General features: G+C 57.0%; 22 protein-coding genes. 15 read left to right on the top strand and 7 right to left on the bottom strand.

Going from position 1 to position 19,529, the window contains the following annotated elements; genetic code table 11:
• Positions 1-10 precede the first annotated feature (10 nt).
• A complete protein-coding gene (locus tag SynMVIR181_RS12025; protein WP_186589388.1) occupies positions 11-1,192 on the bottom strand; it encodes a cysteine desulfurase family protein in 1,182 nt (393 codons plus the stop codon).
• Positions 1,193-1,195: 3 nt separating this feature from the next.
• Here SynMVIR181_RS12025 and SynMVIR181_RS12020 point away from each other — a divergent pair, with 3 nt between their 5' ends.
• The 3 genes from SynMVIR181_RS12020 to SynMVIR181_RS12010 are packed head-to-tail and all read left to right on the top strand — an operon-like array spanning position 1,196 to position 3,462.
• Positions 1,196-1,732 (top strand): hypothetical protein, encoded by a 537-nt coding sequence (locus SynMVIR181_RS12020; RefSeq protein WP_255444302.1) that lies wholly within the window; start codon positions 1,196-1,198, stop codon positions 1,730-1,732.
• A 33-nt stretch (positions 1,733-1,765) separates the two neighbouring features.
• Positions 1,766-2,479, top strand: a complete 714-nt coding sequence (locus SynMVIR181_RS12015; RefSeq protein ID WP_186589387.1) for a response regulator transcription factor — start codon at positions 1,766-1,768, stop codon at positions 2,477-2,479.
• The gene (locus tag SynMVIR181_RS12010; protein WP_186589386.1) at positions 2,479-3,462 is read left to right on the top strand and encodes an RNA pseudouridine synthase; all 984 of its coding nucleotides are present in this window, start codon (positions 2,479-2,481) and stop codon (positions 3,460-3,462) included. The genes SynMVIR181_RS12015 and SynMVIR181_RS12010 overlap by 1 nt, the downstream gene beginning before the upstream one ends.
• Before the next feature lie 35 nt (positions 3,463-3,497).
• On the opposite strand, the gene bchM is transcribed toward SynMVIR181_RS12010, so the two are convergent.
• Positions 3,498-4,211, bottom strand: coding sequence for a magnesium protoporphyrin IX methyltransferase (bchM, locus tag SynMVIR181_RS12005; protein ID WP_186589385.1), 714 nt, complete (start codon positions 4,209-4,211; stop codon positions 3,498-3,500).
• A 27-nt stretch (positions 4,212-4,238) separates the two neighbouring features.
• Positions 4,239-5,390 carry an amidohydrolase family protein gene (locus SynMVIR181_RS12000; protein WP_186589384.1) on the bottom strand — a complete coding sequence of 384 codons (1,152 nt, stop codon included), beginning with the start codon at positions 5,388-5,390 and terminating at the stop codon, positions 4,239-4,241.
• Positions 5,391-5,447: 57 nt separating this feature from the next.
• On the opposite strand from SynMVIR181_RS12000, the gene purE reads away from it, so the two are divergent.
• Positions 5,448-6,002: a 5-(carboxyamino)imidazole ribonucleotide mutase gene (gene purE / locus SynMVIR181_RS11995; RefSeq protein WP_255444524.1), complete on the top strand. Its 555-nt coding sequence runs from the start codon at positions 5,448-5,450 to the stop codon at positions 6,000-6,002.
• Between the two features lie 54 nt (positions 6,003-6,056).
• The gene (locus SynMVIR181_RS11990) at positions 6,057-7,136 is read left to right on the top strand and encodes an AI-2E family transporter (RefSeq protein WP_186524019.1); all 1,080 of its coding nucleotides are present in this window, start codon (positions 6,057-6,059) and stop codon (positions 7,134-7,136) included.
• Here the strand turns inward: SynMVIR181_RS11990 and cysC are convergent.
• The gene (gene cysC / locus SynMVIR181_RS11985) at positions 7,117-7,743 is read right to left on the bottom strand and encodes an adenylyl-sulfate kinase (protein WP_186589383.1); all 627 of its coding nucleotides are present in this window, start codon (positions 7,741-7,743) and stop codon (positions 7,117-7,119) included. The two genes, SynMVIR181_RS11990 and cysC, sit on opposite strands and share 20 nt — an antisense overlap.
• A 77-nt stretch (positions 7,744-7,820) precedes the next feature.
• On the bottom strand, positions 7,821-8,147 hold the full coding sequence (locus SynMVIR181_RS11980) for a translation initiation factor (protein ID WP_186589382.1): 327 nt from the start codon (positions 8,145-8,147) through the stop codon (positions 7,821-7,823).
• A gap of 39 nt (positions 8,148-8,186) precedes the next feature.
• On the opposite strand from SynMVIR181_RS11980, the gene SynMVIR181_RS11975 reads away from it, so the two are divergent.
• A complete protein-coding gene (locus tag SynMVIR181_RS11975; protein ID WP_186590666.1) occupies positions 8,187-9,146 on the top strand; it encodes a class I SAM-dependent methyltransferase in 960 nt (319 codons plus the stop codon).
• Between the two features lie 38 nt (positions 9,147-9,184).
• Positions 9,185-10,441 carry a tryptophan synthase subunit beta gene (trpB, locus tag SynMVIR181_RS11970; protein ID WP_186589381.1) on the top strand — a complete coding sequence of 419 codons (1,257 nt, stop codon included), beginning with the start codon at positions 9,185-9,187 and terminating at the stop codon, positions 10,439-10,441.
• 472 nt (positions 10,442-10,913) lie between these two features.
• Here the strand turns inward: trpB and hrcA are convergent, their stop codons facing one another.
• Positions 10,914-11,906 carry a heat-inducible transcriptional repressor HrcA gene (gene hrcA / locus SynMVIR181_RS11965; protein ID WP_186589380.1) on the bottom strand — a complete coding sequence of 331 codons (993 nt, stop codon included), beginning with the start codon at positions 11,904-11,906 and terminating at the stop codon, positions 10,914-10,916.
• Between the two features lie 71 nt (positions 11,907-11,977).
• The gene (locus SynMVIR181_RS11960; protein WP_186589379.1) at positions 11,978-12,328 is read right to left on the bottom strand and encodes a rhodanese-like domain-containing protein; all 351 of its coding nucleotides are present in this window, start codon (positions 12,326-12,328) and stop codon (positions 11,978-11,980) included.
• Positions 12,329-12,376: 48 nt separating this feature from the next.
• On the opposite strand from SynMVIR181_RS11960, the gene SynMVIR181_RS11955 reads away from it, so the two are divergent.
• The 8 genes from SynMVIR181_RS11955 to SynMVIR181_RS11920 all read left to right on the top strand — a co-directional run bounded on the left by SynMVIR181_RS11955 (position 12,377) and on the right by SynMVIR181_RS11920 (position 19,529).
• The gene (locus SynMVIR181_RS11955) at positions 12,377-13,996 is read left to right on the top strand and encodes a DUF3352 domain-containing protein (RefSeq protein ID WP_186589378.1); all 1,620 of its coding nucleotides are present in this window, start codon (positions 12,377-12,379) and stop codon (positions 13,994-13,996) included.
• A complete protein-coding gene (locus SynMVIR181_RS11950) occupies positions 13,989-14,474 on the top strand; it encodes a histidine phosphatase family protein (protein WP_255444301.1) in 486 nt (161 codons plus the stop codon). Before SynMVIR181_RS11955 ends, SynMVIR181_RS11950 begins: the two co-directional genes overlap by 8 nt.
• Positions 14,475-14,506: 32 nt before the next feature.
• Positions 14,507-15,697, top strand: coding sequence for a citrate synthase (locus SynMVIR181_RS11945; RefSeq protein ID WP_370586736.1), 1,191 nt, complete (start codon positions 14,507-14,509; stop codon positions 15,695-15,697).
• A 60-nt stretch (positions 15,698-15,757) separates the two neighbouring features.
• A complete protein-coding gene (gene nuoH / locus SynMVIR181_RS11940; protein WP_011620517.1) occupies positions 15,758-16,876 on the top strand; it encodes an NADH-quinone oxidoreductase subunit NuoH in 1,119 nt (372 codons plus the stop codon).
• Between the two features lie 81 nt (positions 16,877-16,957).
• Entirely contained in the window at positions 16,958-17,617 is a 660-nt protein-coding gene (gene ndhI / locus SynMVIR181_RS11935) for an NAD(P)H-quinone oxidoreductase subunit I (protein ID WP_186524009.1), read from the top strand.
• On the top strand, positions 17,614-18,213 hold the full coding sequence (locus SynMVIR181_RS11930) for an NADH-quinone oxidoreductase subunit J (RefSeq protein ID WP_186589377.1): 600 nt from the start codon (positions 17,614-17,616) through the stop codon (positions 18,211-18,213). Before ndhI ends, SynMVIR181_RS11930 begins: the two co-directional genes overlap by 4 nt.
• A 20-nt stretch (positions 18,214-18,233) precedes the next feature.
• A complete protein-coding gene (gene nuoK / locus SynMVIR181_RS11925; RefSeq protein ID WP_048347370.1) occupies positions 18,234-18,566 on the top strand; it encodes an NADH-quinone oxidoreductase subunit NuoK in 333 nt (110 codons plus the stop codon).
• A gap of 15 nt (positions 18,567-18,581) precedes the next feature.
• The gene (locus SynMVIR181_RS11920; RefSeq protein WP_186589376.1) at positions 18,582-19,529 is read left to right on the top strand and encodes an NAD(+) kinase; all 948 of its coding nucleotides are present in this window, start codon (positions 18,582-18,584) and stop codon (positions 19,527-19,529) included.

The raw sequence follows: 19,529 nt of genomic DNA, 5'->3' as shown, positions 1-19,529 counted from the left end.
ACCATATATTTCATGCTTTATGACGCAATTGGTGGATGACGTCGTTGATGGCCTCCACGGCTTGGTCAATGTCGTGCTCCGTGCTGCTGCGCCCCAGGCTCAGTCGCAGGGAGGCTTCGGCCTCTTGGCGGCTTCGCCCTAAGGCCATCAGCACATGGGACGGTTCACCGCGACTACAGGCCGAACCACTGCTACAGGACACGCGGGATCGCAGTGCTCGATGCAGCTTGCTTCCGGAGACATCTGGAATGGTGATGTTGAGGTTGTGTGGCAGTCGAGCCGTGGCATGTCCATTGAGAAGCAGCGTTGGCTGCCTCTGCTTCAAGCCCTCCCAAAGTTGATTGCGCAAACCTTTGAGGCGTTGACTGCGGCTAGCGAGATCGCTAAGTGCCAACTCGGCCGCTTTGGCAAATCCGATGATCAACGGCACCGGCAAGGTGCCAGGTCTTAACCCCCGTTCTTGCCCTCCTCCCCATTGCAGCGGCTCCACCTCTAGATCTGGGTTGTAGATCAGGGCGCCGATCCCTTTCGGTCCGTTCAGTTTATGGGCGCTCAGGCTGAGAAAATCGGCGCCAAGGCGTTGGCTGTCCAGGGGGATGTGGCCGAAGGCTTGTGCGGCATCGCTATGCAGCGATACCCCTTGATCTCTGCAAATGGCCGCGATTTCAGGGAGTGGCTGGATGACGCCGATTTCGTTATTGGCCAGCATCACACTCACCAATTGGGTGTCTTCAGTGATGGCGGCCTCAAGCTTTTTGGGGTCGAGGAGACCATCTGGCTCTGGCGAGAGAAGGGTGATGCCAAAGCCCTCGCGCTGAAGCTGCCACAGGGGGTCGAGAACAGCGTGATGTTCGCTGACCATGCTGATCAGATGCCCTGGTTTTCCCTTCTGGCGTGCCACGGCTCGCGCATGTCCGAGCAGGGCGATGTTGTTGGCCTCTGTGGCCCCGCTGGTGAAGATCAGCTGTTCACTGGAACAGTTCAAGCAATCGCTTAATTGCTCTCGGGCCAATTGCACGGCGGCGGCAGCCGTGAGCCCGAGCCGATGCTGCCGGCTTGAAGGATTGCCCCACTGTTCACGCCACCAGGGCTCCATGGCCTCAATCACGTCAGGGTGACATGGGGTTGTGGCTTGATGGTCGAGGGCAATCGGTGCCGATTGAGTCAAGACGGTGTCGGAACTTGGCAGCATGGTGTGAGTCTGTCGTCCTATCTGATGCGTGCGGCTTATTGGATAACCAGCTTGAGTCTGCTTGCGATCAGTGCTGTGCAGCCAGGCTTGGCAGAGCCGTCTCTGCGTGAAAAGGTCCTTGAACAGATGCGGGCCTCGCGGCCTGCCGATCTGGTCGTGCTCGAGACGCGTGAGCGGGGAGGCACGTCCCTTCTAGGGATTTTTGCCATCCAGGTGGATTCGTCTGATCCTGATTTAAGGGGTTACAAGCTTTGGAGGGAATCGCCTGAGAATCTGATCATCCCAACGGAATCGGTGCGTTGCAGTCGGAATGAGCCGATGCGTGTCACCCGCGATCAGACCGCGATCTACTTAAACCGACTCAACCCTGGCGGTTCGATTACTTCGGCGAATCGGGAGCATCATCTGGTGTGGTGGGCTGCCTGCGAGCCAAAGCATGCTGGTGAAGATCCCTCTCTGTTGACAGAGAAGGCCAAAGCATTGGGCTTCTCCACCCTCCAAAAGGAATCCCAAGAAATTTTGCAGTTGCCAATGCAATAGCGCCTCTAGATTTCACGCAGATGCGTCAGGTCCATGACGGAGACCCCAAGCGAGGCTCTGACCCCACGGTTGCTGCTCGTCGATGACGAGCCTGGTTTGCGCACTGCCGTTCAGGCCTATCTCGAGGATGAAGGGTTTGATGTCACAACGGCCGAGGACGGGGAAGAAGGATTCAGCAAAGCCCAGCAAATGCTGCCCGATGTCGTCATTAGTGACGTGATGATGCCTCGCCTCGATGGCTATGGCTTGCTTCGTAAGCTCCGCGAAGACGAGCGTTTGGGGGGAACGCCAGTGATTTTTCTGACCGCCAAAGGGATGACGGCGGATCGCACGCAGGGCTATCTCGCCGGCGTGGATGACTACATTCCCAAACCATTTGATCCTGATGAACTTGTTGCGAGGGTCCGAAATGTTGCCCAGCGGCAGCAGCGGTTGTTGCAGGAGGCTGCTCGCTTCGCTGACACCGATATGGGCCAGATGGCCAAGCAGATCACAGAGATCCGTTCGCTCCTCGCCCAGGCCGATGCCCTACCCAATCAGGATCCGGTCCAACACAATTTCACGCCAAGGGAGGCAAGCGTGTTGCAGCTTGTGGCTGAGGGCCTGATGAATAAGGAGATCGCGCGCCAGCTCGAGACCTCGATTCGCAATGTGGAGAAATACGTGAGCAGGCTCTTTATCAAAACGGAAACTTCCAGCCGCACGGAGCTCGTGCGTTATGCCCTCCAACATCACCTTGTGACCTGATGGATGAGCCGGCGGGATGGCGGCCGGCTGCGTTGAACAACGGCTGGACGTACTGCGATCGGGTTCGAGCAGGGGAGCAGTCGTCTCGATTGAGTGATGTGCTGGCAAACCGCTATCGCCATTCCTCTTCGGCGACCTGGCAGCAGCGCTTAGCGAGAGGGGAAATCACCCTGAATGGTTTGGCTTGTCCCGATGACGTTGAGGTGAAAACTGGCGATTGGATTCGTTGGCAGCGCCCTCCCTGGGTGGAGGCTGCGGTTCCCGATCAATGGGAGGTCATTCACGATGACGGCGATCTGCTGATCGTGAATAAGCCCTCAGGACTGCCGGTGATGCCAGGTGGCGGCTTCCTTTCCCACACGCTGACGTCCTTGTTGGAGCGGAGGAGCCGCTCTGTTGGAGAGGCCTTGGTGCCTAAGCCGATTCATCGCCTCGGACGGTTCACCTCTGGCCTTCAGGTTTGTGCCCGTCGGCCCGAAACCCGGGCCGCCTTATCGAAGCAATTTCAACCTGAGGGTGATTGCCGAAAAACGTACCTGGCCTTGACGCAACGTTTGGAACGTCTTCAACAAGGTCAGACGCTTGTCATCCAAACCGATGTTGTGGAGAGGCAACATCCGTTGCTCGGTTGGATTTGGGGACCAGAACCAACAACGCCGGAGCCATTGCGTAAGCGCCTATCAGCTCACTCTTCAGTGAAACTCAGGGAGCGACGGGAGACAGGAGATCTTGTTGAAGTGTTGATCCGTACGGGCCGCCCCCATCAGATCCGCATTCATCTCGCCCAACAGGGGTGCCCCTTGCTCGGAGATCCCTTATATCAATCCGATCAGGGGCTGTCTGCATCAGCAACGCCAGGTGATGGTGGGTATCAATTGCACGCTTGGCGACTGGAGGGTTTGGCTTGGCCGCCTACCAAGTTGCTATTGCTCCGTGCTCAGCCGCCCAAGTTGTTGAGAGATCAACTCGAGGCAGGCTGTTGACCTGATTCGAGCTTTTTGAAATCAGTTCAGTGCGATCAGACCCTTTGGAACTCCACGAGACGCGAAAAATAGAAGGGTGCCTTGTTCAAGCTGCGGCGCACCAATTTGAATCCACAGGACTCAGCAGCTTGCACAATTCCTGCTTCTCTCAGGGTGTAAGCGCGGGTGGTTTTGCTGGGGCCAGGGAACAGTTGGCCGATCCCTTTCAACAGCGCCAGCAGCGGCGTATACGGTGCAAAGCTCACGATCAGACGCTGCTCCGTGAGGCTGCAGAGGTGTTTCACCATCTCTTCTGCAGGTTGCTGGGGGTAATGAATGAACACATCCAGGCAGCACACCGTGTGGAAGGAGCCGCTCAGGCTCTCCAGGTCGCTGGCGAAGAAGTTCAGCTTGGCCATGTCGAGGTCGACGTCGCGGGCCCGGCGCTCCGCTTCCTGGGCCATCGCCTCAGAAATGTCGCTGGCATCGATGGAGCCAGCTCCCATCTCTGCTAAAGGCAAGCTAAGACTGCCTACTCCGCACCCCGCATCGCAGAAGCTCACGTTGCTGAGCTCGCCGCTTTCCTTGATCCAGCTCAACACCTGATCCACAGTCTTCTGGTGACCAATGCGAATGTTGCGCTGCACCTTGTTCACTTCATCTGTATCGCTGTAGATGCGATTCCAGCGCTCGAACCCTGTGGTTTCGAAGTACCCCTTCACCTCCTGCTTTTCAGCCTGCGTGTCGTCCAGCAGGGACTCGGGTGGCATGGCATCAGACAGAAGGGTCGCGGAATTTTAGGCAGCGTGTTGCCAGCTCAGGTTGTTGGTTTCGGCATCCCAATGCCAGCGCAATAGCTCGTTTAGAGGTCGTCCCAGCAGTTGGAACGTTTCTTGGGACTTCAAGGCCTTCCTGGGTGCAACGGTTGCGGCATAAATTGCAGCACTTGGATGGGAGCTCCAGCGCGCGAGCCGCTTTACTCCTTCAAGCAGCGGCAAGGTCACGCCTGCAAGGGTTCCATCCTCAAGCCGGCAGGTGCCATCTGCCACCAGAAGCGCACGCTCATCCCAGTGGTGAACACCATCTTCTAATCCATAAGGGGCGAGTGCATCGCTGACAAGCACGAGTTGATCGCCCGCCAGCCGCTGCAAGAGAACCGCCATCGTGGGGTCTACGTGAACCCCATCAGCAATCAGGCCGAGGGCAATGTCATTCCGTTGGCAGGCGGCTCCGATCGGTCCGGGATTGCGGTGATGCAACCCTGGCATCGCATTGAAGCTGTGGGTCAGCATCGATACGCCCCTGTTAAAGGCTTCATTGGCCGTGGTTGCATCCGCTGTGCTGTGACCAAGGGCTATGCGAATGCCCAGGTCACAAAGATGTTCGATCACGGCTGCGGCCCCATCGAGTTCTGGCGCGAGCGTGACCAGGGCAATCTCCTGTTCAAAGCCGCTGATGCGTGCCTTGAGTTCGACCACGGTTGGGCTGGCGAGGTGTTGGCGTGGATGGGCTCCCCGCCTTGCATCGGCAAGAAAAGGGCCCTCTAAATGGGCACCAAGCAGCTGGCAGCGATAGGGCTGGTGAGCGCCACGCGCCTGCCTGAGCACAGCAAGGGCTCGGCGTAAGGGCTCAACGCCACACGTCACCAGAGTGGGACTGATCGCTCCCACGCCATCACGCCAGAGCTGATCGAGGAGTTGCAAGAGTTGCGGCAACGCCGCCTCTGTCAGCTCTGGGAACGGCAGTCCAAAGCCTCCATTGATCTGGAGGTCCACACCCATCGGGCTGAGCACATCTCCCCTCCAGCTTTCACCGGCCAGGGCAGACCCATCAGGCATGAGTCCCAGATCAACAATGCGGTCTTGCTGATCGATTTGAAGCCACCACTGCTGAGAGTGCCCGTCTTTGCTCGTGCTGTGGGGCAGGCAGACGTGTGTGATCCGGCGCATGGGGAATGGTCCTTTGATGCCAGTGCGGGACGATGGCAGTCTCGCTGCAAGCTTGCTGTGTCCAAGCCATCGGAGCCCACAATCTTCGTCACTCCCCGTGTTGCAGTGATCATGGGAAGTGACTCTGATTTGCCCACCCTGAAGCCAGCGGTTTCGGCTCTTGAGGATTTAGGCGTCAACGTTGAGGTGCGTGTGCTTTCGGCCCATCGCACTCCGCTCGAAATGGTGGACTTTGCCCGTCAGGCCAAACATCTGGGATTTCGGGTGATCGTGGCTGGTGCCGGTGGTGCTGCGCACCTGCCAGGAATGGTGGCCTCACTCACCACGCTTCCTGTGATCGGTGTTCCTGTGAAAAGTCCAGCTCTCTCGGGAGTGGACTCCCTGCATTCCATTGTTCAGATGCCTGGGGGAATCCCTGTGGCCACGGTTGCGATCGGCGGAGGATTAAATGCTGGTTTGCTGGCCGCTCAGATCCTGGCGATCAGTGATTCGGCCCTCTCTGAACGATTGGAGGCTTACCGCCAGCAACTCCACGACGTGGTGGTTGCCAAGGATGCTCGCCTCAAAGCACTCGGTGCTGACGCGTATCTGGATTCCATGTCGAGTAACTGATCACACAGCTTTGGTCGTGGTCCGCTTCACAATTCATTCTCAACGAAACGTTTGATGTTCGGTCCTGCCTGGATGCGTTGGGGACTTGCTCTGCCCCTCCTAACGCTCAACTTATTTGTGCTGCGTCAGCTGCTTGTGCCGCTAGCGCCCTTCCCGGGGTTGTTCTTGACGGCGGCTCTGATCGCCTTCCTGCTCAACATCCCCTCCCGCTGGCTTCGTGCTCGGGGTCTGCCGGGTTGGCTTGCGATCACCCTTGTGTTTTTGGTGGCTGTCGGAATCCTGGTGATCTCAGGCATCACGTTGGTGCCCCTACTGATTGATCAGCTTGCGCAATTGATCAATGCCTTGCCGGGTTGGCTTGAAGCATCCCAAGGTTTGATCAGTCGTCTTCAGGAATGGGCAATGGCCCGTGGTTTGCCGAGTGAATTTGGAGATCTGAGCAGCGATGTGCTGACACGTGCCAGTCGCGTAGCCAGTCAATTCAGTCAACAGTTGCTCAGCATCCTTGGTGCAACCCTCGGCACCACGATCAACACTGTCATCGTCCTGGTATTGGCGGTGTTCTTTCTGCTGGGAGGAGAGTCCATCACGGCAGGGTTGGTGCGTTGGTTGCCTCAGGAGTGGCGGCAGCTGGTTGTGACCACAATCACGCGCACCTTTCGGGGCTACTTCGCTGGTCAGGTCGTGCTCGCCTTGATTTTGAGCGCAGGTCAGATTGCGGTGTTCACGTTGCTGAAGATCCCTTATGGCGTGTTGTTTGCCGTCTTGATTGGCTTAACCACGTTGATCCCCTATGCCAGTGCATTCACCATCGTTGCGGTGAGTGTTTTGTTGGCAGTGCAAGATCCCGGAATGGGCCTCGCCATTTTGGCGGCAGCGATTGGCGTGGGTCAGATTGTGGATCAGGTGATCCAGCCACGCTTAATGGGAAGCATCGTTGGCTTGCAGCCGGCTTGGCTGCTCATTGCTCTGCCGCTTGGTGCGCGAGCGGGTGCCTTGTTTGGCTTTGGAGAGCTTCTGGGGTTGTTGCTAGCCGTGCCAGTGGCCAGCTGCATCAAAACCCTGATCGATGCTTGGGCTGATCGTCAGGGCTTTGATCTCCCATTAAGAACGATCAGCTCTGCGCAGGAATGATTTTTTTGTCGACCAGATATGCGACAACCTGCTCAACGCAACTGTCCAGGCTGTTGTTGCCTGTGTTGACGTTGAGCTCAGGCTGTTCGGGTGCCTCATAGGGGCTGGAGATTCCAGTGAATTCTTTAATTTCTCCCGTACGCGCCTTGGCATAGAGCCCTTTGGTATCGCGTTCTTCGCAAACGCTGAGATCGGCTGCGCAGTGGATCTCGATGAAGTCTCCCGTGCTTACAAGCGCTCTGGCTTTGTCGCGATCAGCCCGAAAAGGGGACACAAACGCCGTCAGCACAATCACGCCTGCATCCAGGAACAGTTTGGCTACTTCGCCGATGCGACGGATGTTTTCTTCTCGGTCGGCGTCGGAAAAGCCCAAGTCCTTGCAGAGGCCGTGGCGAACGTTGTCGCCGTCCAACACGTAGGTAGCAAGGCCGCGTTCAAACAAAGCGGCGTTCACGGCATTGGCCAAGGTGCTTTTGCCCGCACCGCTTAAGCCTGTAAACCAGAGGATCGAACTGCGGTGCCCGCGTTGCTCAGCGCGCGTGTCGCGATCGACCGAGGCCTGGTGCCAAACGATGTTGGTGGCTTTTGGATTGTCGGCGGCGGCCATGAACGGAACGCGAAAGATGGCATTGTCTCGTGGAGCAAACGATCACGGCACAATCTCTGCGCGAAGCCGGCGAGGTTTCAGCCTCCAGCCCTCTTGGGTTTGTAACCCTCCTTCTTGAGGTACTCGAGACTGAGCTCAACCTGATCACCTTGTAATTCGATCACCCCATCCTTTGCGGTGCCGCCACTGCCAATCCGCGTTTTCAGCTTTTTCAAAAGGGCTTTCAGGCCATCTGGATCCAACTCAAGGCCTCGGATCACCGTGACGGTCTTGCCCCCTTTACCGCCTCGCGTGGGCTGCACGCGAACGACCTGCTCACCCTTGGGTGTGACGCCTGCTGAGGGTCCGGCGGGGCGTTGCAGACTGTCAGCACTGCTGAATTCTTGCCAACCTCCCTTGCGCATGAGCCTTTCGCATCCCTTCTTATTCTGCCGCTCCTCACGATGAGTGAGTCTGCTCCTGCTCCTCAATGGGCCGATTCCAGTCGGGGGCTCGGCCGTTGGATTGAACGGTTGATCGGCATACGTCTGTTGCGTCGACCGCTGTTTTTTCAAGCACGACAGCTGATCATCCGAACGGCTGAGCGCAACGGGATTCCATGGCGAAAGCGACGGTCTGAATTACGGGAGGCGGCTGCTCCTCTTCTGGCGCAGAGCCGCAGCGAGGGTGTGATTCTTCCCGCCTATTACCAAGCGCGCTTCCATGCTTATGAGCAGGGCAACCTCTGTTGGCAGGCCGCAGCGGAGGCGGAGCAAGCCACCGATGCGATGGCCTTGCGCATTTGGCCAGAGGAAAAGCTTGAACCGCTGCAGGCTCAAACACGACTCCGCGATGCAATCCATGCAGTGGTGGAACCGCTCCTCAGCGATTCCATCCATGAGGTTTTGGATTTGGGTTGTTCCGTTGGAGTCAGCACCCAGGCGCTTGCTCGCTGGTTGAACCACCGGGCAGATCAACGGGGCCTGGAGAGGCCACGGCTGACCGGTTTAGATCTCTCCCCCGAGATGCTGGCTGTGGCACGGGTCAGAGATCGCGACAATTTGATCAGTGAGTGGCGCCATGCCGCTGCCGAACACACCGCTTTGGCGAACGAGACGGTCGATTTCATCAGTCTTCAGTTCGTCTGTCATGAGCTGCCTCAAAACGCCACCCGTGAGGTCCTGGAGGAAGCAGCGCGTCTTCTCAAGCCTGGGGGGGTGCTGCTGATGGTGGATCAGGATCCAGCGTCATCGGTGTTGCAACGTCTGCCAGCCGCCGTTGCAACCCTCCTGAAGAGTACGGAGCCTTACATCGAGGACTATTTCGGTCTGAATATGAACGCCACCCTCCTCCAGGCTGGGTTTCGAGATCTACGCATTGAGGCCTGTGATCCACGACATCGTGTGATCGCCTGTTTACGCTGACGCATCGCAAGACGCCGTTTCAGCGGCCTGCAAGACCTGTGACAAGCACTCTGCCGACTGCCAACACACCCGACCCCGCCAGCCTGACGCCTTCGGTTCGTCCTGAAGCGCATGGCCGGTTTGGACGTTATGGGGGGCAGTACGTCCCTGAAACGCTGATGCCGGCACTGGCGGAGCTTGAGAAGGCGGCGGCTGAAGCGTGGAAGGACCCAGCCTTCACGACTGAGCTAAATCGGCTGTTGAAATCGTATGTAGGGCGAGCCACTCCGCTCTACGAAGCTGAGCGTCTAACCGCTCACTACCGCCGTTCCGATGGTGGTCCACGCATCTGGTTGAAGCGAGAAGATCTAAACCACACGGGTGCGCACAAAATCAACAATGCCCTCGGTCAGGCTTTGTTGGCCTTGCGTATGGGCAAGAAGCGGATCATTGCTGAAACCGGTGCCGGTCAGCATGGCGTGGCCACGGCAACGGTTTGTGCTCGTTTTGGCCTGGAGTGCGTGGTTTATATGGGTGCAGAAGACATGCGTCGTCAGGCGCTAAACGTTTTCCGCATGCGCTTATTGGGAGCCACCGTTCAGCCCGTCACGGCAGGGACCGCAACTTTGAAGGATGCCACGAGCGAAGCCATCCGCGATTGGGTGACCAATGTGGAAAGCACCCACTACATCCTTGGATCTGTGGCTGGTCCCCATCCCTATCCGATGTTGGTGCGTGACTTCCATGCGGTCATCGGCAATGAAGCGCGTGAGCAATGCATGGAGTCCTTTGGGCGGCTCCCTGATGTGTTGTTGGCGTGTGTGGGTGGAGGTTCCAATGCGATGGGTCTATTTCATCCGTTCGTGCAAGACACCTCTGTGCGCCTGATTGGGGTTGAGGCTGCTGGTGACGGAGTCGCAACCGGGCGTCATGCCGCCACGATTACTGAGGGTCGCGTGGGTGTGTTGCATGGGGCGATGAGCCTTTTGCTTCAAGATCAGGACGGCCAGGTGCAGGAAGCGCATTCCATCAGCGCCGGCCTTGACTACCCCGGTGTGGGGCCAGAGCACAGCTATCTGCGGGAAATTGGTCGTGCTGAATATGGTGCCGTGACGGACGATGAGGCGATCTCAGCGTTACGGCTCGTAAGTGAGTTGGAGGGAATCATCCCAGCGTTAGAAACGGCCCATGCGTTTGCTTGGCTCGACACGTTGTGCCCAACGCTTGCCGATGGCAGCGAAATCGTGATTAATTGCTCAGGTCGTGGTGACAAAGATGTGAACACTGTGGCAGAAAAACTCGGAAATAAGCTTTGAAGACTGTCCTTCAGTGTTCGTTGAAGGATTCAAAGAAGCTGGACATTAGTTTTTAATTTTTAAGCTTCTCCCCTGGTTTTGTGATCGCTTTCGCGAAGATCTTTCTTGTTCAATTTCTTGGATGAGAAAGTCTTGATTTGATCACTTTTTGATACTGCGTTCGTTTATGAGTACTCCGCGTATTCGCAATGAAGGTCGGGATGCTGTGGCGCGTAGGCGGTCATCAAAAGGTGCCGATCTTCTGCATGACTCTGAACTTCTAGGGGTGAATCAACATATGTTTCATGCAGGTCTTTGCGTCAAAAATATTTTTTGCCTAGCTCGTATCCATTCGTGAATACGCCAAGCTTTTAGTGGATCGTTCGATGGTCTAACGGTGGTTATTGAACTCCTGTCAAGCAACGCCCTTGCCCTGCTGAGTCTGAGGGCGATGGGGTGGCGTGTTTTGAATCGTCCCCCTTGGAACCGCATGTCAGTTCAGGAGATGGTCGAGATGATGAGCAGCACTCTTCACAGCAGCAAGGGCTGTGGCGTAGGCCATGCGCATTGGACCCACAAGCGCCACGTATCCCACTCCGTCAGTGGCGCTTGTGTAGGTGGCTTGGACCACTGAGCAGTGGTGAAGGGCTTGCTCGGGATGTTCTTGGCCAATCCACACGCCATATCCAGGACCGGGAGCGGAGAGGGTCAGGGATGCGGGGCTTTGATCCATCAGTTCCAGGAGTGGTCTGACTTTGGCGCTTTGGCTGAATTCAGGCTCGGCAACGAGCCGAGACACTCCATGAAACAAGGCCTTGGTCTCTTGAGAGGTCTGCAAGGTCTGATGACTGTGAATGGCATCGCGGAGAGCCCTGCCGCAGGCCTGCAGTTCCCTTGGGAGTGAATTCCAATTCAAACTGCCATTGCTATCGAGCTGCCGGCGCGCCCACTGATCCATCGCTTCAATTTGATGTTCACTGCCGTGGGGCAGCCGCAGGTTGAGGTGACTGGCTTGGCTGGAATTCTCCACCAACATCACCAGCAAGCGCTCTTCGCTGCGAACCAGTCGGATGGCTTCCAGCGCGGGTTGCCTCTGGGTGGGGTGCGTGATCAGGCTCATCAGTCCCGTGAAATCGGTGAGCCGTCTTGCCATGTTTTGGAGCAAATCATCAAGAGCCGCCCAGCGAAGGCTGAGCTGGGTTAATTCCTGATCGAGATGCTGGGCGATCGTTCCAGGTCTGGGGAGAAGGCAATCCACGTAATGCCGGTATCCACTGGGGCTTGGTACCCGTCCTGCAGACGTATGTGGTTGGGTCAGTAGACCTCGCTGCTCTAGAGCCCCCATGGCTGAACGCACCGTGGCAGCACTGGCTTGTAGATCAAACCTCTGAACGAGGGTTCTGCTCCCTACTGGCTCAATCGTGTCAACGTAGTGATGCACCGTGGCCTTGAGCACCTCCTGTTGTCGGCGGGGCAGCGGCTGCACATGCACACAATCAGCTCATCAATCGTACGGAGGTTTTCTCTTGGATTGGTGGCGTTGTCATGAACCGCTGCTCAGTAACGAGGAACGCTCGGATCGACTTCCACACTCCAGGCATGAATGCCACCTTCTAAGTTCCAGACGTCGTAATCCGGCCCTTGCTCTAAGAGCCAGCAGCCAAAGTTTCTGCTGCGGATCCCGGCATGACAAATCACCACGATGGGTTTGTTGGTTGTCAGCCTTGCGGGTAGATCGGAAAGCCAGAGATTGGATTCACTCAGCGGTAGATGTTCCACCTCTCCGGGGAAGGACGCGATCTCCAGTTCGGAGTGCTCGCGAACATCAACGAGCTGAAGGGCGCTGCCGCTCGACAGCCACTCGTGAAGGTCTCTGGCGCTTATGGATTGGGGCGAAGAGGATGTCATGGGATTCATCATGAATAAAGATGAGGCCAGTCCCACGCCTGCTGCTTCATGAAGGCGCGTTCCTTCCTTTTAGCTGTCGCTGCAGCGGTGCTAGTGCTGCTCACCACCGCATTGGGCTTGTGGTGGGCGATGGCACAGCAGAGCCCTCTGAAAATTGTTGGCCAAGCGCTGGTGTTGCCACGAGCCGCTCGGTTCGTCCCGAAAGATGCATCGCTCAGTTTGCATTGGCTCTCTGATCCTGTGCGCATGCCTGCCTATGCCCAAGCGGTGGCACCGGTGTCACGCCGTCGCCAAGCACGGGACAGCACGCAGCAATTGCGGGATGGCGCCTTTGCGTTGGCGGGCTTGGATTTTGTGGGAGAACTCGCGGATTGGATCGGTCCTCAGGTCAGTCTCTCTTTGCTTGCTCCCGTCGCCGATGCGCCGGCGGGCTGGGTGCTTGCGCTCACCAGCCTCGATCAAGACGGTGCCAAGCGCTTTCTCCAACGCTTTTGGCAAACGCGGAGTTTGGCTGGAACCGATCTGCAAATCAGTCGTTATCGGGGAATGGGCGTGATCAGCGGCCGCGGAGCGCTGCTCGGACGAGACCCACAACCCATCGCTACAGCCTTAATCGATGATGACCTGCTTTTGATTGCGTCCAGTCGTGGTGTGTTGGAACAGTCCCTGGATGTGTCCCAGCTGGATGCTCTGCACCAGCTGGGCGACTTAGCTCTGGAAGCTGATTTGAAGCAGCTCGGTCGGGGTGCGGCTCTGCTGACTGCCGATCCCGCTGCGATGGCGACCTGGCTTGGAATGCCGAGCTCCATCTCTGATCGCGATGACCTTGTCGGTCTAGTGGCAGCACTGGACCCCAAAGGGACTGCGCTCAATCTGGACGCAGTCTTGCGTTTCCGTCAGCCACTTGGAAGTGCCGGGAATGGGATAACCCTGTCGCATTCCTTGATGCGTTCAGCTGGTGGGTCGGCATCGGCCCTGGCTGTGCTCTCGGATCCTGCCGCTCTCCTAAGCCCTCAAAGTGACGCCCCCGTTGCTCAATGGTTAGCGCCTGTTCTTAAGGAGACTCTCCAAACCCTTGGAGCCGAGGGGGCTTCAGCTGTGGTGGGGTTGGATGCGGGCCCACTGCTCTGGGAGCAGGGAGAAGAGGGTTGGCTGTTGGGAACATCCTCTGATCAGCCCGGTTTGGAGGCGGTGGATGCGGACCTCCAGGCCAAGGGTCTCGTGCGCTCGGCCCTGCCCTCTGAGGGCTCCGCCCTTGAGGTGTGGACCCGACTAGCTCGGCAGAGGCAGCGGGGTGAAGCTTCTCTACAGGCCCAACTTGCGGTGGCTTTAGAACGTGAATCCGGCCAAGACTGGTGGGGGCAGACGTTAGATGCTTTAACAACGCGTCAAGATCACGCAGCCCTCGAGCCTCGTTTGGATCAACTACGGGCCTTGCAGGACGAAGGGGCGGCGCCTCTGGCACAGCAGTTGGCATTGGCGACAGAGCCCAGCCGCGCTCAGCTCCAAAAGTGGCGGCCCTGGAGTTTGATTCAGTCGGTGGCTGGCCAGCCCCTGCTCCCGGCGGTGCAGGAACTTGCTTTGGCTGCTGGTCCGGACCAAGAGGAAGGCGCTGGTCAAGCAGGCTCTAACCGCTTACGACTCCGCGCTCAGCTGCGATTTGGTTGACCTGCTGCTGTTGCGTCACGGCATCGCGGTTGAGCGCCACCAAGGCGTGGATCATCCAGATCGTTGTCTGACGCCTTTGGGAGTCGATCGCACATTCAAGGTGTGCTGCCGTCTGCGCGATCTCGGATTGATCGCTGACCGCTTGTACAGCAGTTCTTATCGCCGAGCACGTGAAACAGCTGAGCTGGCGGTGAAAAGTGGTTTGGCTCCTGAGCTTGAGCTCGTCCGTTGTCTTGAGCCTGGAGGGGATCCATGGCCCTTGGTTCAGAGCTTGCAAGGCTCGTGTTTGCTTGTGGGTCACGAACCTGATTTGAGCCAGCTGGCTGCGGAGCTGATAGGTGCGCGATCGGATGCCCTGCGCCTGCGCAAGGCAGGGCTCTGCCATCTCCGTTGGGACCCATCCCATCAAGATCCCCGTGGAATAGCGCAGCTGCAGGGGTTACTCAGGCCACGTCTGTTGTTGCCGGGCTGCGTTTAAGTTGCGTTGATGAGTTGTCGTTGTGGGTGGTGGTGAGTCAGACCGGCGGGAGCGAAATCAGGCATGAACGCACGGGGTTGGTGTTTAGACCCGGCCTGGAGGGTGTCCCGGCCACCCAATCTTCGATTTGCGACATTGACGGCCTGCAGGGGCGCCTCTCCTATCGGGGCTACTCCCTTGATGACCTCGCGGTCCACAGCAGTTTCCTGGAGACCACGTATCTGTTGATCTGGGGGGAACTGCCAACACCTCAGCAATTTCGTGATTTCGAGCACGAAGTGCAGATGCATCGTCGCGTCAGCTTTCGAGTGCGCGACATGATGAAGTGCTTCCCTGCCAACGGGCATCCGATGGATGCTCTTCAGTCGAGCGCGGCGTCATTAGGGCTTTTTTATTCCCGTCGGGCCATTGATGATCCTCAATACATCTATGACGCTGTTGTCAGGCTGATTGCCAAGATTCCAACGATGGTGGCGGCCTTCCAGTTGATCCGTAAGGGCCAGGATCCAATCCAGCCGCGTGACGACTTGGCGTACTCCGCCAATTTCTTGTACATGCTTACGGAACAAGAGCCCGACCCTCTTGCCTCTCGAATCTTTGATCGCTGTTTGATCCTTCACGCTGAGCACAGCCTTAATGCCAGCACCTTCAGCGCCAGAGTGACGGCAAGCACGCTGACGGACCCGTATGCCGTCGTGGCATCGGCCGTAGGAACGTTGGCGGGTCCTCTTCATGGAGGTGCCAACGAAGATGTGCTCGCGATGTTGGAGGAGATCGGGACTCCGGAACAGGCCGACTCCTACCTCGAGTCAGCCGTGGCAAATAAGCGCAAAGTGATGGGTTTTGGACACCGGGAGTACAAAGTCAAAGACCCTCGGGCGGTGATCCTTCAGTCCTTGGCTGAGGAGTTGTTTGCTCGGTTTGGTCACGACGATCTCTACGACGTAGCCCATGCCCTTGAGACGGCTGCCGCCATTCGCCTAGGGCCTAAAGGGATTTATCCCAACGTTGATTTTTATTCAGGCCTTGTTTACCGGAAACTTGGGATTCCAAGAGATCTGTTCACCCCTGTGTTTGCGATTTCCCGTGTGGCTGGTTGGCTGGCCCACTGGAGGGAACAGCTCGGTGCCAATCGAATTTTCCGCCCATCTCAGATTTACACCGGCTCGTCTGCACGTCATTGGGTCCCTGCAGACGAGCGGGTGAATGCCGCGGGCGCTTAAGTTGCATCAATCTGTTCTCCGACCATGGTGACTTCCCTCGCCACCACCGCGCCGGCTCTGGTGAGCCCGGGTCTTGATCTTGAGCAGAGCTTCAGTCAGGCACTGGAGGGTCTTGGGCTCTCGGCCCAGGCTGCACGCATGCTCTGGCTTCCCTTCCCGATGTTGCTGGTCCTTGTGGCCGCCGTTGTTGGGGTTCTGGTCACGGTGTGGCTGGAACGAAAAATTTCTGCGGCCGTGCAACAAAGGGTTGGGCCTGAGTACGCCGGAGCCCTCGGCGTTCTTCAGCCTCTTGCCGATGGCCTCAAATTGCTCGTTAAGGAAGACATCATTCCGGATCGCGCAGACAGCATTCTCTTCACCCTTGGCCCTGTGCTGGTGGTGGTGCCAGTCATTTTGTCCTGGTTGATCGTGCCCTTCGGCCAGAACCTGTTGATCAGTGATGTGGGCGTTGGCATTTTTCTTTGGATCTCGCTCAGCAGCGTTCAGCCCATTGGCCTTTTGATGAGTGGCTACGCCTCAAACAACAAATATTCGTTGTTGGGCGGCCTCCGTGCAGCAGCCCAGTCGATCAGTTACGAGATCCCCCTCGCGTTGGCCGTACTGGCCGTCGTGATGATGAGTAACTCCCTAAGCACCGTCGATATTGTCAATCAACAAACTGGAGCTGGTGTTCTGAGTTGGAACATCTGGCGCCAGCCCGTGGGCTTCTTGATTTTCTGGATCTGTGCGCTCGCTGAATGTGAGCGTTTGCCTTTTGACCTCCCAGAAGCGGAAGAAGAACTCGTCGCTGGCTATCAGACCGAATACTCGGGAATGAAATTTGCCCTCTTCTATCTGGGCAGTTACATCAATCTCGTTCTATCGGCTCTCCTCGTTTCCATCCTTTATCTGGGTGGTTGGGGCTTCCCGATCCCGGTTGAATGGCTTGCTTCGTGGTTAGGTCAGCCTATTGACGCTCCTCTCGTGCAACTGATCACAGGCACTGTGGGCATTGTGATGACTGTCTTGAAGGCCTACCTGCTGGTCTTCATCGCAATCCTTTTGCGATGGACCACCCCACGGGTCAGGATCGATCAGTTATTGGACCTTGGCTGGAAATTTCTGTTGCCTCTGGCCTTGGTCAACCTCCTGGTCACAGCCGCTCTCAAGCTGGCCTTCCCGGTCGCTTTTGGCGGCTGAACTCGTCACTTCTTCTTTCCCGGCGGCATCATGAAAGCCGGGTTTTGACTCCTCGATCGTTCACTTCCCCGATTCCAAACCATGTTCGGCTTCCTTAAACAGGTTGGTGATTACACCAGGGATGCAGTGGATGCGGCCCGTAATCTCACGCAAGGCCTGTCGGTCACCTTCGATCACATGAAGCGCCGTCCGGTCACGGTGCAGTACCCCTACGAAAAGCTGATTCCTTCGGAGCGGTATCGAGGACGTATTCATTACGAATTCGACAAGTGCATCGCCTGTGAGGTCTGTGTGCGTGTGTGTCCCATCAATCTCCCGGTGGTTGATTGGGTGATGAACAAGGAGACGAAGAAGAAAGAGCTACGCAACTATTCAATTGATTTCGGAGTTTGTATTTTCTGTGGCAATTGTGTGGAGTACTGCCCCACCAATTGCTTGTCGATGACTGAAGAATATGAATTGGCCGCCTTCGATCGCCACAGCCTGAATTACGACAATGTTGCTTTAGGTCGCCTGCCTACCAGTGTGACGACAGATCCATCGGTCCAGCCGTTGCGGGAACTGGTGTATTTGCCTGCTGGAGAAGTTCATCCCCATGGCGTTTCTCCTGATCGTCCAAGAGCGGGCAAGCTCCCTGAGCAAATTCTTGAGGAACTCAAGGCAGCTGGATCCATGAAGGTTGCCGAGGATGGGAGAGAATCATCTTCATCAGCTTCCAATGAGGAGGAGAGCGCAGGATGACGATCGCCGCGTCAACGCAGCTCATTAGTTTTTTGGCACTGAGTGCCGTCATCGTGCTCGGAGCTCTCGGTGTTGTGCTCCTAAGCAACATCGTGTATTCAGCCTTCCTTCTTGGTGGTGTGTTTTTGGCTGTGGCAGGTCTCTACCTGCTGTTGAACGCCAGTTTTGTGGCAGCGGCCCAAGTGCTGGTGTACGTGGGTGCCGTCAACGTCTTGATCCTGTTTGCGATCATGCTGGTCAACAAGAAGGAGGATCTAGCTCCGATCCCTGGACTCCTCATACGCCGTCTTCTGTCTGGAGGTGTATGCCTGGGCCTCTTTGCTCTTTTGACCCGTGTGGTTGTCACCACTCCCTGGGCCAAGGGTCCAACGCCGATCGGGGAGGAAGCAACTGTGCGCATTGGTGAGCACTTGTTCACCGATTATTTGCTGCCTTTTGAGTTGGCATCTGTTTTATTGTTGATGGCCATGATTGGAGCGATTGTTCTGGCCCGTCGTGACGTTCAATCGGAGGATCCAGTGACTGGTGAAGAGGTTGATCAGGGCCTGATTGAGAAGGCACGTACCCCTTTGCTTGTCGACCAGCCTCGCGCCTGAATCCTTTCTTCTTTTTTGTGATGCTCTCTGAGCTTCTTGCCGGTTCCGTTCCTCTCCAGGCCTACCTGCTGTTGGCGGCAGTCCTGTTTTGTACAGGGGTCTGGGGTCTGATCAACAGCCGTAATGCTGTCCGCGTGTTGATGAGCATTGAGTTGATGCTCAATGCAGTGAACATCAACCTGATGGCGTTTTCGTCCTATGTGGATGGCCAACTCATTCGTGGCCAAGTTTTCTCGGTGTTTGTGATCACAGTTGCAGCAGCTGAGGCTGCGGTCGGTCTGGCGATCTTGTTATCGCTGTACCGGAACAGAGTCACTGTGGACATGGAGCGCTTCAACCTTTTGCGCTGGTAAAAGCGACACGCTGTTATGCGTCTTCAACGGGTCTGGCTGATATATCGCGCAGATAGCCCACTGGCGTTGAAAGAAGCGCGTCGATGCGCCGATGAACTCGAGACGATCGGTGTGACCTGCGTCTTGGCGATGAGTGGCCTAACGGCAGACCCTTTCCCAGGGCTGCTGGCCTCTGAGCCTCGGCTACCGGATCTGGCGGTGGTGCTCGGTGGTGATGGAACCGTGCTGGGTGCTGCCCGACACCTCGCTGTTCTTGATGTCCCGATTCTGAGTTTCAACGTGGGAGGCCATCTTGGCTTTCTGACGCATGATCCCGGCTTGCTCAGGAGTGAAGGGCTCTGGCAGCGCGTGCTGGAAGATCGCTTCGCCTTGGAACGCCGCATGATGTTGCAGGCGGTGATCCAGCGCATGGGTGATCTGCATGGTTCGGAGGGGGCCTCTGACATAGAAGTTGGTCCTTCTGACCATCAAGAGATTCACTGGGCCCTGAATGACCTTTACCTCAAGCCTTATCACGAGGATTTGTCTCCAACCTGCATTCTGGAAATGGAGATTGATGGAGAGGTTGTTGACCAAGTCCGCGGAGATGGTTTGATTTTGGCCTCGCCTACGGGCTCGACGGGTTATGCGATGGCGGCGGGCGGCCCGATCTTGCATCCAGGCATCGATGCAATTGTCGTCAGTCCGATTTGTCCGATGAGTCTGTCGAGTCGTGCTGTTGTATTGCCTCCCCGATCCAGGGTTGTGATCTGGCCTCTTGGTGATGCCAGCCGGCAGGTGAAACTTTGGAAAGATGGGTCTGCTGGAGAGGTTTTTGGTCCAGGTGAATGCTGCGTGATTCAGCAGGCCGCTCATCACGCGCTGATGGTGCAGTTGGAGCAAAGTCCCTCCTATTACCGAACGCTGTCACGCAAACTTCACTGGGCGGGGAGTTTGCTGGATAGTGCTCCCTCCGCAAACTGA

It is taken from the genome of Synechococcus sp. MVIR-18-1 (assembly GCF_014279835.1).
Lineage (GTDB): Bacteria > Cyanobacteriota > Cyanobacteriia > PCC-6307 > Cyanobiaceae > Synechococcus_C.
This window is presented reverse-complemented; position numbering and strand designations above follow the sequence as displayed.

What these genes read in the sequence shown, in the direction of transcription:
- cysC (WP_186589383.1), bottom strand. Translation starts at nt 7,743, where the DNA reads ATGGCCGCCGCCGACAATCCAAAAGCCACCAACATCGTTTGGCACCAG.
- SynMVIR181_RS12000 (WP_186589384.1), bottom strand. Translation starts at nt 5,390, where the DNA reads ATGCGCCGGATCACACACGTCTGCCTGCCCCACAGCACGAGCAAAGAC.
- bchM (WP_186589385.1), bottom strand. Translation starts at nt 4,211, where the DNA reads ATGCCACCCGAGTCCCTGCTGGACGACACGCAGGCTGAAAAGCAGGAG.
- SynMVIR181_RS11930 (WP_186589377.1), top strand. Translation starts at nt 17,614, where the DNA reads ATGACGATCGCCGCGTCAACGCAGCTCATTAGTTTTTTGGCACTGAGT.
- SynMVIR181_RS11955 (WP_186589378.1), top strand. Translation starts at nt 12,377, where the DNA reads ATGAAGGCGCGTTCCTTCCTTTTAGCTGTCGCTGCAGCGGTGCTAGTG.
- SynMVIR181_RS12015 (WP_186589387.1), top strand. Translation starts at nt 1,766, where the DNA reads ATGACGGAGACCCCAAGCGAGGCTCTGACCCCACGGTTGCTGCTCGTC.
- SynMVIR181_RS11960 (WP_186589379.1), bottom strand. Translation starts at nt 12,328, where the DNA reads ATGACATCCTCTTCGCCCCAATCCATAAGCGCCAGAGACCTTCACGAG.
- SynMVIR181_RS11975 (WP_186590666.1), top strand. Translation starts at nt 8,187, where the DNA reads ATGAGTGAGTCTGCTCCTGCTCCTCAATGGGCCGATTCCAGTCGGGGG.
- ndhI (WP_186524009.1), top strand. Translation starts at nt 16,958, where the DNA reads ATGTTCGGCTTCCTTAAACAGGTTGGTGATTACACCAGGGATGCAGTG.
- SynMVIR181_RS11990 (WP_186524019.1), top strand. Translation starts at nt 6,057, where the DNA reads ATGTTCGGTCCTGCCTGGATGCGTTGGGGACTTGCTCTGCCCCTCCTA.
- SynMVIR181_RS12010 (WP_186589386.1), top strand. Translation starts at nt 2,479, where the DNA reads ATGGATGAGCCGGCGGGATGGCGGCCGGCTGCGTTGAACAACGGCTGG.
- SynMVIR181_RS12025 (WP_186589388.1), bottom strand. Translation starts at nt 1,192, where the DNA reads ATGCTGCCAAGTTCCGACACCGTCTTGACTCAATCGGCACCGATTGCC.
- SynMVIR181_RS11980 (WP_186589382.1), bottom strand. Translation starts at nt 8,147, where the DNA reads ATGCGCAAGGGAGGTTGGCAAGAATTCAGCAGTGCTGACAGTCTGCAA.
- SynMVIR181_RS11920 (WP_186589376.1), top strand. Translation starts at nt 18,582, where the DNA reads ATGCGTCTTCAACGGGTCTGGCTGATATATCGCGCAGATAGCCCACTG.
- nuoK (WP_048347370.1), top strand. Translation starts at nt 18,234, where the DNA reads ATGCTCTCTGAGCTTCTTGCCGGTTCCGTTCCTCTCCAGGCCTACCTG.